The organism is Xanthocytophaga flava (assembly GCF_030068545.1).
Lineage (GTDB): Bacteria > Bacteroidota > Bacteroidia > Cytophagales > 172606-1 > Xanthocytophaga > Xanthocytophaga flava.
This window is the reverse complement of sequence record NZ_JASJOR010000040.1, coordinates 24,300-35,386: the sequence shown is the minus strand read 5'-3', so window position 1 is coordinate 35,386 and position 11,087 is coordinate 24,300. Positions and strand designations below refer to the sequence as shown.

The following is an 11,087-nucleotide window of genomic DNA, read 5'->3' as shown; positions in this document are numbered from 1 at the left end:
TTTTGCCCAGACTATGTATGATTTTCCACAAAATCCGGGTACAAAAGAAATATAAGTGTCCAAAACATGCTAAAAAGCCCTTTTCAGGCAATGGCAGGGAATTTTATCTATATAGTACAGAAACAAGTTATTCACTATAAACTATCTATCAACTATGTTACGTTGGACATTAATTTTCTTAGTAGTTGCCCTGGTTGCAGCATTATTTGGCTTTGGAGGTATCGCAGCAGGCGCTGCCAGCATCGCGAAAATCATATTCTACATATTCTTGATTGCCTTAGTTATTTCTTTGGTAATGAGTATGCTCCGTCGAGCCTAACAAAATCCTTACAGGTTCTGATAGACCCCGTAAGATCTATCAGAACTTTAACTAATTAAAACAGATTCTAAATGACTAAACTATTTACTATATAAGATTCCTCTATATAGTCCCATCTATATATCCTCGATGCACAGTAACACAAGTTGTTACTGTGCTTATTTATTTTATACCTACTCACCTTATATCAAAATAATCCTGCCACTGTAGAAACAATGACAATTCTACCTTTTCCTACAACAGCAAAAGGGTTGACATGTCTGTCAACCCTTTTGCTGTAAAACCATTATCATAGTATTTTAGTCTTTGATATCTTCTTTCACGTCTTCAAAAGAAGAACGTACGTCAGCTTTGAATTTCTGCCAGTTGGACTTGGTTTGTTTGCCAACATCAGATAAGTAATTATTCATACGGTCTCTGGATTTCTCCAATTTCTTCACTTGTTCATCCAGATTGTCTTTGGCGTCGCCGGAAGCATCTTTTGCTTCGGCTCTGAGCTTATCCAATCTTGTATCGAGTTTATCCAAACCTTGCTGAATTTCCAGTTTCAAATCTGCTCTTTCTTTATCCAGTTCTGCATCCGCTTTATCAGCAGCTTGTTCTACTTTATTACCAGAACTGCTCATATTACGGTTTGAAGAACAAGCACCGGCTATCAATCCTAGTGATACCAGAGCTATACCTAATGAAAGTTTATACTTTTTCATAGTTTTTAGTATTAAGCTGTAGGTTGCATCTTTTGTAAAAAAATACTTTCTACAAAACGATACACATTACGGTCTTTACGAATTGAATCAATTTGCTTTAAAATTACCTTCCGGAAATTACCACGTACACCACTGTTGGCAGCAACTTTCAGATAGGCATCAATCATAACTTCTTCCAGCAAGTTCCATGTCTGTAACAGGCCAGCCATGTTATTCTGCTGCAGATACTGACCAGCATCAGACCATATGTTTTCAATACGTTTTATCACCTTCTCAGTGATCATGTCTGAACTTTTACCTGAGAACAAAGTTAACTCTGTACGAAAACGACGTGAACTGGTAGCCATCCGCTGAAAAAAAGTCTTCATCAGAGAGTCATCTGTAGTAGCTGCGATTTTGGTATATAATGCAGCTCTGATCTTGTGCAGATCCATAACTTCTGTCAAAGGTGTTAAAGTATGGTCAGTAGTTTCTGATGAAGGAACGGAAGAGGTCAGATTCATGGTTTCCATAAGTTGATAAGTTTGTTTTTGAATAATTGAATTATAAGTGATTTGTTTAGGTACAGGGTTCTATACGAAAATCATACCATATTCGAAAAGGCATTATACAGTCTTCCTTACTAACATGTATAATCCACCAGAAAACACCATTACAAGTATGTATTCTATTGGTAAAGTATTCCTTTAAAAACATAACCTAATAGACAGAAAAATATTTCACAACACAATCATCTGTGAATCAAACAATTGCCAATCTAATAAAAAGAAATATACAGATATAGGTTTTTATTCTTTTCTTCAAATAAAAGAGGAGAAATACAGATTCCTGTCTTCTGAATCTGTAGAACACTTTCCACAAACTACTGACAAGCAGACAGCTATCATGATAAATTCCCCATATCAAGCCTCCTTCTTCTGACTTCTCATCTATTAGAATCAGGATTTGTAATGAGCATGCTTTTTTCTATTCTCAAAACAAAGCCTACCTATACTTCAATCAGCGTAAAACACAGGCATATTACCAACCATCAAAACAATGAATAACCTTATTACTTAAACAGTTACTGACAATATGACAAAAGCAAAAACATCTACCCACCCAAGTATACAGGTAGCCGGCATGGGCTCTATCCTACATAGTAAAGGAACCTATTTTAGAGTATGGGCTCCACATGCTGAAAAAGTATATGTGACAGGTACATTCAATAAATGGGCTAAAACCAAAAACGAATTACAACCCGAAGAAAATGGCTATTGGGGATGCAATGTAGAAAATGCCCAGGCGGGACATGAATACAAATACATCATCCATACAATGGATGGCCGTAAGCTATCCAGAAACGATCCTTATGCACGGGTAGTAACCAACTCTGTTGGTAACTCAGTTATTTATGATGCTCATTCGTTTGATTGGGAAGATGACGCCTATCAGATGCCAAGTTGGAACGAATTGGTGATCTATGAACTCCATATTGGCACATTCAATGTAACAGAAGAAGGCAAACCAGGTGATTTTTATTCTGCCATTGATCGGTTGCCTTATTTGAGAGCACTGGGGGTTAATGCAGTTGAAATTATGCCTCCATTTGAGTTTGCAGGAGATTACTCCTGGGGATATAATCCTGCCCACCCTTTTGCTATTGAGTCAGCTTATGGCGGTCCGGATGCCTTTAAGTCATTTATCAAAGCCTGTCACAAAAACAATATAGCCGTGATATTGGATGTAGTGTATAATCACTTTGGACCTAGCGATATGGACTTGTGGCAGTTTGATGGCTGGAGTGAAAACAATAAAGGAGGAATCTATTTCTATAATGACTGGAAGTCAACTACTCCCTGGGGAGATACACGTCCGGATTATGGCAGAGGAGAAGTACGACAATACATTCGGGACAATGCCTTGATGTGGCTTGAAGAGTATCGTTGTGATGGTCTTCGGATGGATATGATCCCCTACATCCGTAATGTGCATGCAAACGAAAACCCTGCCGACAACTTGCATGACGGATTCAGCCTTTTACAATGGATTAACCGGGAAATCTCAGAGAAATATCCTAATAAGCTTACCATTGCAGAAGATTTGCATGGAAATGACTTTGTGACAGCGAAAGTTCAGGATGGCGGTTGTGGGTATGGTTCCCAATGGGATGCTGACTTTGTACATCCAATCCGGGATGTTATTATCACAATGCATGACAATGACAGAAATATGGATGCTGTTACTCATGCACTGACACGCCGTTACAATCTGGACTCGTTTGGACGAGTAGTCTATACAGAATCACATGATGAGGTAGCGAATGGCAAAGCACGTGTAGCGGAAGAAATATCTCCTGGCAACGTAACTAATTATTATTCCAAAAAACGGGCAGCATTAGGTGTGGCGATGGTATTAACAGCGCCGGGCATTCCGATGTTATTTCAGGGACAACCTTTACTGGAAGACAAATGGTTCTCAGATACAGATCCGGTAGACTGGAACCGTTTCTCGGATGTAAAAGGGATTATTAAACTACACCGTGACCTGATCTATTTACGCACAAACCGTCATGAGACTACCAAAGGGTTAATGGGTCAGCACATACACATTATGTATGTAAATCATGAGGATAAAATAGTAGCCTACCATCGCTGGATGGAAGGTGGTCCGAAAGACAGTGTAGTTGTAGTGCTGAACTTCAGAGATCAGGAACATGCCCAATACACTATCCCAATGCCTTCCAAAGGAAAATGGAAGGTGCGGTTTAACAGCGATTGGGGTGGGTATGATGATGAATTTACAGATCATCCTGTGTATGACACTGTTGCCAAAGCTGACCAAAATGGCGCCTTCGCGACTGTGTCTATCGCTCCTTATGGCGCAATCATTCTTTCTCAGGATTAGACATTAGGCAGATTGATTAAAACAAAAACGGTTTCACTAGGTTGAAGTCGTTTTTGTTTTGTAATAAGTCCTGCAAGAAAGTTATTTTATAATCTATGACTAAATAACAGTCTGAGAATATTCTACCTCATTTGTAATCTTTTGTAGACCTTGTAACTCTGGAATAATCTCATCCAGTTCAGAAGCAGCTAACTCCTGCATTTCTTTATCTCCTGTCTCTGTATCCTGTCTCAGTAGTTGTAGTAACTTCTCTAGCAAGGGCAGTAATTCACTAATTTTTACAGGTGTCAGCTCGCGTGGCACCTCCATTTCTTCTTCATCATCCCAATCATAGGTCTGTTCCGGATGAAGTATCTCCTGCTCTTCAGCAGTGAAATTTTCTTTTACCAATGCATCGCCATTGGTATAGACAGATGCCATATGAAACAGGAAGGATTTACTATATACAACAGATGATTCTGTTGGAGTCTTTAAGTTTAGATGAGTTTCCAAGTGAGTATAGTTTGATATTACTCATTTATTAGATATAAGCGACTATTAGTAACTGTTTAGAGGTATCCTTTTAAATAAGGCAATACCCCCTTTGTTAAATTATTGACCATTGTGAGCATAGATTGTGAACCTACACTATCGGATTTATTTTAAAACTTTCTCATAAATCTCATTCAACAGGCTTTGCCTCATTTTTGAACTCCGTTGGTTTAGAAGTAGTATGATACCCCAATTTTTAGCCCTATTGTAACATATAATCGAAGATTGTCCCATAGAATCTCCTGATTTTAAGTAGATTGTATTTTTATCATCTGTCATGATGTTTATACCCAATCCTATTTCTCTATTTTCATCTTTATAGAAAACTTTTTCTGTAAGAATAGCCGCTTTACCTATTTCAGTTTCTTCATTTAAGACCACTTTTAAAAACGTAACCATATCAGAAGCACTGGATTTTACTAATCCGGCAGATGCAGTGATATTCCATTGTAAGAATTCCTGAATCCCACCATCCGCATTATGACCAACTGTTCTATTTTTGACATTGAAGTCTTTAGTCAATGTATTTGTTAGTTGTAACGGCTCTATCATTTTTTCTCTGATAATTTCAGCATAACTCCTCCCATACACCTTTTCCAATATCTGCCCAAGCAATGTATATCCAATAGTGGAATAACGATAGCTACCATAATCAATGAGTTCACTGCAATTATTGATCATGGTAGTCAATGTTTTTTTAGTTACACTATTTATAGGTTGCTGTGGATTTAGCTCAATGAGTTTTCCAAAATCGATATCAGGTAAGCCTGATTGATGAGAGGCCAGGTCAGAAATCTTTATTTTATTTTTAAGGTTTTTACGTAAGACATATCCTTTGGGAAGGAAGTCATCAATATAATCATCTGCTTTTATTTTTTTATCGATAATTGCCTGTGCAACTAAATTTGAAGTTAAAATCTTCGTGATAGATGCAATTTCAAATACTGAGTTTTTAGTAATTGCTATTTGACTTTCTGCATTCAGATTACCATAGGCAGTATAGTATTCTTCATTATTCCTGATAAAGCCAACACTAATACCTACATCAGGATTTTTTTGATAGTTATCCTTTATTAATGAGTCAATCTGTTTGGAGAGATCTTGCCCAAAAGAAAAGGTGCTGACTAATAATAGAACTGTTAAGAGTTGTAGTGAAGTTTTCATTGTATCGGTTTTTGTGTTAAAAATATTCGATACAAATGTGAGAAAGGGATTAATGCTATGCGACCGAATAAAAATAGTCGAACGCATTTGTTTCAAAGAATACGTACGAATAGTAGCAAAAACAAGTACGAATAATTACAAACTACTGCTTTACAAAGTTTTACGGTAAGCAGTTGGCGTACTACCTGTGTGCTTTTTAAAAGCCGTATTAAAAGAAGATTTTGAATTAAAGCCTACCTCATAGAGAATTTCCAGAATAGTTACCTTACTTTTTGTATCATCTCTTAAGATATCCATAGCCCTCTCTATTCGATAGGAATTAATAAAATCGTAAAAGTGCTGGTCTAATGTATGGTTAATTAAAAGAGACAGATCCCGAACAGGCATTTCAATATCAGTAGCAACATCCTGAATGGTTAAATCTGGATTAAGAAATGGATTTTTCTCAACCATGTACCTCTTTAGTTTCACTAACTCTTCACTATGTTCTTTATCATTTGTAACTAATTGCTCACTCTGTTTCTTTTCAGAAATTATATCTTTTACAAGCTTTAATTTCGAATCAACATTTCTGAATAGGCTTGGGTTATTTAGGGCTTTGTATAAATACCAACTAATTATGAGCAACTCAAATAAAAAAAGCCCGATTTTCAGCCACTCTAAAATGTGGGGATACTCGATAAACTTAAAGACGTTCTTTGCTAACGCAATAAAATAAAACCCTGATAGTGCCAGCGTAAACTGAAGTAACCAATTAAGTGACTCAATATTGGCTCCTGCATAGTTTTCAAGATATACTCTTTTTGCTTTTCTTAAAAGCAAAAAAGCTGCAATAATGTATGCTACAATTTGACTATGTATGAGAATATGATTGAGTTGTATCTCCAACCTGCTACTGCTCTGTGAAAGAAAACCAATTTTAGAAGCGAGATCTACAATGTAAAAACGCGGTATCAGAATTAAATTAGCTAGTAAAAAAGGAATAATATGAAGCAAATGTTTTGATTTTAGCTTAAAATCAGAATAGCAGACAGATAAGAGATATAAATAGAATGTAGGGAGTCGCAAGAAAAAAAGTGAACTTCTGAATATTCTTGCATATAAAGGAATGTCAAACAAATAGTCTAGATTTCCACTAACATCAATTGCAGTTAAAAGTAGAAAGAAAGCAAAAAGGCGATTACTTAACTTATGTTCTGTTTTGACCGTGCCCAAAAACAATGACAGAAATAATGAGATGAAAATTGTTAGTATAGTGGTTGTAACCAATAAATTAATTTTATCCATTAATCATTTTTTATTTTTCAATACTTATTTCTAGAAAAGTTTTGAGCTTTTAGACAAACTTTTATGCTTTCATTTTTCTGGCTTTTGACTTGATTTCTATGCAGGAATATAAATAAAAAAGGGACAAAGAAGAGTCCTTCTTTGTCCCAAGCCGTAGTCCATACGGGAATCGAACCCGTGTTTCATCCGTGAAAGGGATGCGTCCTAACCCCTAGACGAATAGACCGTTGTTCCTTAATCGGGGTGCAAATGTATGTGAATATTTTTAAAAACACATACATTTGACAAAAAATATTTTCACAAAAAAGCCACAAAGCACCTAATAGGCTAGTAATCAAAAATATAGCTCTGTAACTTTTTTTCTCTCAACTTACCTTTCCCATTAGGCCAACCCTCTTTTCAGGACTATTCTTCGCATTTTCAGCTACACTATTCAATAAAGCAACAGAAACATTGCCTCCATCAAAGACACATGTCAACTTATCTCCATGAATAGCCTCCACAAACCGAAGGTTGAGTTGTAAGGTAGTATCGTTTATCCAGGTAGCTGTACCAGCTATTTTTGAAGGTACAGGGTTTCTGCCAGCTACCGAAAAAATATAAGGAACAGAATCTTTGTTCACCAGCCAGTTCTGCCATCCAAACTTTATTGTATGTGGTCCACTTGCTGTCTTTATTGTCAAGCTACAAGCATCTTTTGTAAAATCAAATTGTAGTTGTGTAGCACCATATTCATTCTTTTCCAGTTGAATGACTTTCTTATTCCACTTTGCAGCAGATGGAGACTGCACATTTCCTATAGGAACAGATAATTTTAAACTACCCAGTTCTTTTTTCAATTCTGTTAAAGTAGTAGCATCTTCGTTTAACTTGCCGTCTTTAATTCCGGGAAGCAGATGTTCATACACAACGTTCATTGATTTTTGCATATCCCAGCTTTCACTTGTTACAGCTAGTACGGCATCATATTGTGGCATAACGAAGCAATACTGCCCAAATGCACCATCACCCCGATAAAAACCAGGTTTGCACCGCCAGAACTGATATCCATACCCCTGACTCCAATCTCCATCCCCAGCCTGTGAGGTCGTTTGTGCTTTGGTAGCATCCTCAACCCAGCTTTCTGTCAGGATTTCCTTTCCGTTCCATTTGCCTTTCTGCAGATACAACTGTCCCAATAAGGCAATGTCTTCCGTTTTTACACGCAAGCCATATCCGGCCGTATTCAATCCCTGAGGTGAGACTTCCCAGTCATAATTTTTAATACCTAATGGCTGAAACAGACGCGGCTCCAAATATTGCGTCAGTGTCTGCCCCGTCTTTTTATGTACAATTGCTCCCAGCATATAGGTTGCTCCTGTATTGTAGAGAAAATGCGTTCCGGGCTGAAAGGCTACAGGCTGACTCAAAAATGTTTTTGTCCAGGTTTGTTGTTTCTCCTGCTCACGCAATTTAGGCATAGTATCCTCTCCATGTCCGGTATTCATGGTAAGCAAATGTTTTACTTTCATCTGCTTTAAATTCTCATCCGGAGAGGAAGGCGCTTCATCTGCAAACAAAGACAATACAGAATCTTCGACACTTAGCTTTCCTTCCTTCACCAACAATCCAATAGCAGTACTCGTAAAACTTTTAGACAGTGAATATAACGTATGTTTATACTCAGCAGCAAACGGTTGCCACCACCCTTCTGCAATTACTTTTCCATGACGCAACAACATAAAGCTATGCCAGTCTATGTTGGAAGTACTGGTAGCTTTTATAAAATTAAGAATTGCAGAAGAAGAAACACCTTGTGATTCAGGACTTGTACGCGCCAATCCTGAAATACCTTTCTGATTCAGCATGCTACCATACAGGTAATCTGTGGGAAATAAGCCAATGCCCAGAGCGGTAGCTCCGATACCTTTTATAAAATCTCTTCTGTTTGTGCTCATTGTAATGGTTGGTGAAAAGTGGCAGAATTGTAGCGTCTACCTATTGCCAGAAGTGGCACCTGCTCAGTATAATAAGAGCTTCGTAAACATGAGCAATCTACAATATTTTAAAGAAAATATTCTATTATTTATCCCTATTACAAACCACTCATTTATTAGATAGCATAAAAAAGAAATATGAGTCATCCCGAATTTTGATAAAAAGAATATCAGATCCTTTAGAATAGTAGAAACAAAAGAGTTACAAAGAGAGTTATATTCACTTCAATCGCGAGTGGCTGTGTAGGTGCGTAGGGAATCTTTTCTCCGCGAGGTTGGCCTTTGGCCTGCGGGGGGAAGGATCGGAGAAAAGTGCCTTTTTTTGCTTCGTTTTTTGGGCAAGCAAAAAATGAAGAAGATACAAGAAGAGTGTTGTAAGTGACAATAAACCAACACAGGAAGAGACAATCAAAAAAATGAAGAAGCCACAAGTAGAGTGAAAAAAGGAACAATAATCAAACTCAGGAAGAGAGATTTTTCAAAAATAAACCCAAGCCTATACTATTCTCAAAAATATAGGCTTGGGTTTTATTCATATCCAACATTCGGGATCACTCATGTTTCCGGTAAAAAAGTAATCAACAGTCAATTCTCCTATTGTTGAGCATACATCACAATAGAGGCTTTGGCAATGGTATTTCCAAACAAGTTAAATCCCACATACGCAGGACTGGCATTTTTGTCCAGGGAAAGTTTGCTCTTCAAGGCATACACGGTGATCAAATACTCATGTGGGGCACCTGGAGGCGGGCAAGGACCGATGTATCCTGGTGCACCAGCATCTGTTACACTTTGTATAGAACCAGCAGGGGCCAATGCTTTACTGATGTCTCCAGCTCCCGCTTTCAATTCTGTAACATTAGCAGGAATATTAAATATCACCCAATGCCAGAAACCACTTCCTGTAGGTGCATCTTTGTCATAAATAGTGACAGCAAAGCTTTGTGTTCCGGCAGGAGCATTTTCCCAGTAGAGTTGAGGAGATATATTGCTTCCATGACATCCAAAGCTATTGGCAAATTCTTTCTGAGTAGCTTGTCCTCCAACTTCCTTACTCTTCAACGTAAATGTCTGGGCCATTGCCATAGTGCCAATCATCAGGCAGGCTGTAAATAATGCAAGTCCTTTTTTCATTGTATCTGTTGTTTTATTAGTTACAATGCAAAGGTAGCTGTACCTAAAAAGAGTAGAGTAAGGCTATCAGATCAAAAACTATTGCTAAACGTTCAACTTCTGGTTCTGATACTCTTTAGGGGTAACTCCAAAAGTCTGTTTAAAGGACTGAATAAAGCTGGATAGATTTTCATATCCTACTTTGTAATACACATCACTTGGTTTTTCTTCAGCCTGTTGCAATAGCCTGGCGGCAGTCTCCATTCTGCGTTGAAGCATCCATTTGTTAGGAGATGTCCCATAAAGCTTTGTAAATCGGCGCTTAAATGTCGAAACACTCATATTGCACAAGAATGCAAGTTCTTCTATGGTAACATGATTCTCACTATGTGTTTCAACTGTTTTCCGAATCTCAAAATCACTCTGATCTTCCTGGATACAGGTACGCAAGCCTAATAGCTTCTCAGGAAATCTATTTGCCAGATACAACATAATCTCTTCAAACTTCAGTTGCGCCATTTCTTCAGGAACTCTTTTGCTCGCAGATAACATAAGACTCAATGAAGTAATATAATTTTTCAGAAAGTCATCTTTCTCAAAAACTACAAAGGGCTCATCTGATGCTTTCTTTCCGGAAGAACGGGTAAATAGATCAGCGTATTTCAAAAAGAAATCTGTTAACACTTTATTATCAAAAAACAACAAAGTACTGCTATAGCCACCCTGCTCTGAAATAAGCTTTTCAGTCATCAGACAATTACCGGAAGACAACAACAGAAACTGGGAAGAATCAATACGAGCATGTTTTTGTGAGTACGAAACCACTTTTTGCCCTTCTGTGAGAAAGCTAAACAGATTCTGGTTTAATGTTACCCGATTTTTTGTTGAATTTTCTTTTGCCCGATAACTAACTATATGAATTCCCTCAGCAAATACAGGCTCGGCAGATGCAGCTATCAGGTCATATGGCAGAGAATGGATGTTCAAGTTCACAATAGAGAGAAGACGTGTATTTCAACAAAGATACTTTTATTCTTTTGGATTGAATACAGAATCAATATCCTATATTTTCCTACCACGTAATATCACTCTATATTACTATAA

10 protein-coding genes and 1 tRNA gene are annotated in these 11,087 nt (G+C 37.5%); 2 read left to right on the top strand and 9 right to left on the bottom strand.

Going from position 1 to position 11,087, the window contains the following annotated elements; all coding sequences use genetic code 11:
- Nucleotides 1-154: 154 nt before the first annotated feature.
- Entirely contained in the window at nt 155-319 is a 165-nt protein-coding gene (locus QNI15_RS34745) for a DUF1328 domain-containing protein (protein ID WP_313985391.1), read from the top strand.
- Nucleotides 320-618: 299 nt separating this feature from the next.
- Here the strand turns inward: QNI15_RS34745 and QNI15_RS34740 are convergent, their stop codons facing one another.
- Together QNI15_RS34740 and QNI15_RS34735 are read right to left on the bottom strand one after the other, a co-directional pair.
- A complete protein-coding gene (locus QNI15_RS34740) occupies nt 619-1,026 on the bottom strand; it encodes a hypothetical protein (RefSeq protein WP_313999014.1) in 408 nt (135 codons plus the stop codon).
- Nucleotides 1,027-1,037: 11 nt separating this feature from the next.
- The gene (locus QNI15_RS34735) at nt 1,038-1,538 is read right to left on the bottom strand and encodes a hypothetical protein (protein ID WP_313985387.1); all 501 of its coding nucleotides are present in this window, start codon (nt 1,536-1,538) and stop codon (nt 1,038-1,040) included.
- Between the two features lie 562 nt (nt 1,539-2,100).
- On the opposite strand from QNI15_RS34735, the gene QNI15_RS34730 reads away from it, so the two are divergent.
- Entirely contained in the window at nt 2,101-3,912 is a 1,812-nt protein-coding gene (locus QNI15_RS34730; protein WP_314036437.1) for an alpha-amylase family glycosyl hydrolase, read from the top strand.
- A gap of 99 nt (nt 3,913-4,011) precedes the next feature.
- Here QNI15_RS34730 and QNI15_RS34725 read toward each other — a convergent pair whose 3' ends face one another.
- The 7 genes from QNI15_RS34725 to QNI15_RS34695 all read right to left on the bottom strand — a co-directional run bounded on the left by QNI15_RS34725 (nt 4,012) and on the right by QNI15_RS34695 (nt 10,976).
- Nucleotides 4,012-4,404 carry a hypothetical protein gene (locus QNI15_RS34725; RefSeq protein WP_313985382.1) on the bottom strand — a complete coding sequence of 131 codons (393 nt, stop codon included), beginning with the start codon at nt 4,402-4,404 and terminating at the stop codon, nt 4,012-4,014.
- Between the two features lie 144 nt (nt 4,405-4,548).
- The gene (locus QNI15_RS34720) at nt 4,549-5,607 is read right to left on the bottom strand and encodes a serine hydrolase domain-containing protein (protein WP_313985381.1); all 1,059 of its coding nucleotides are present in this window, start codon (nt 5,605-5,607) and stop codon (nt 4,549-4,551) included.
- 150 nt (nt 5,608-5,757) lie between these two features.
- Nucleotides 5,758-6,603 carry a helix-turn-helix domain-containing protein gene (locus QNI15_RS34715; RefSeq protein WP_314036435.1) on the bottom strand — a complete coding sequence of 282 codons (846 nt, stop codon included), beginning with the start codon at nt 6,601-6,603 and terminating at the stop codon, nt 5,758-5,760.
- 445 nt (nt 6,604-7,048) lie between these two features.
- Nucleotides 7,049-7,120, bottom strand: a tRNA-Glu gene (locus QNI15_RS34710).
- 139 nt (nt 7,121-7,259) lie between these two features.
- A complete protein-coding gene (locus tag QNI15_RS34705; protein WP_314036433.1) occupies nt 7,260-8,831 on the bottom strand; it encodes a serine hydrolase domain-containing protein in 1,572 nt (523 codons plus the stop codon).
- 633 nt (nt 8,832-9,464) lie between these two features.
- Nucleotides 9,465-10,004 carry a YbhB/YbcL family Raf kinase inhibitor-like protein gene (locus tag QNI15_RS34700; RefSeq protein ID WP_313985374.1) on the bottom strand — a complete coding sequence of 180 codons (540 nt, stop codon included), beginning with the start codon at nt 10,002-10,004 and terminating at the stop codon, nt 9,465-9,467.
- 84 nt (nt 10,005-10,088) lie between these two features.
- The gene (locus QNI15_RS34695; protein WP_314036431.1) at nt 10,089-10,976 is read right to left on the bottom strand and encodes a helix-turn-helix transcriptional regulator; all 888 of its coding nucleotides are present in this window, start codon (nt 10,974-10,976) and stop codon (nt 10,089-10,091) included.
- Between the last annotated feature and the right edge of the window lie 111 nt (nt 10,977-11,087).

What these genes read in the sequence shown, in the direction of transcription:
- QNI15_RS34705 (WP_314036433.1), bottom strand. Translation starts at nt 8,831, where the DNA reads ATGAGCACAAACAGAAGAGATTTTATAAAAGGTATCGGAGCTACCGCT.
- QNI15_RS34700 (WP_313985374.1), bottom strand. Translation starts at nt 10,004, where the DNA reads ATGAAAAAAGGACTTGCATTATTTACAGCCTGCCTGATGATTGGCACT.
- QNI15_RS34735 (WP_313985387.1), bottom strand. Translation starts at nt 1,538, where the DNA reads ATGGAAACCATGAATCTGACCTCTTCCGTTCCTTCATCAGAAACTACT.
- QNI15_RS34720 (WP_313985381.1), bottom strand. Translation starts at nt 5,607, where the DNA reads ATGAAAACTTCACTACAACTCTTAACAGTTCTATTATTAGTCAGCACC.
- QNI15_RS34745 (WP_313985391.1), top strand. Translation starts at nt 155, where the DNA reads ATGTTACGTTGGACATTAATTTTCTTAGTAGTTGCCCTGGTTGCAGCA.
- QNI15_RS34730 (WP_314036437.1), top strand. Translation starts at nt 2,101, where the DNA reads ATGACAAAAGCAAAAACATCTACCCACCCAAGTATACAGGTAGCCGGC.
- QNI15_RS34740 (WP_313999014.1), bottom strand. Translation starts at nt 1,026, where the DNA reads ATGAAAAAGTATAAACTTTCATTAGGTATAGCTCTGGTATCACTAGGA.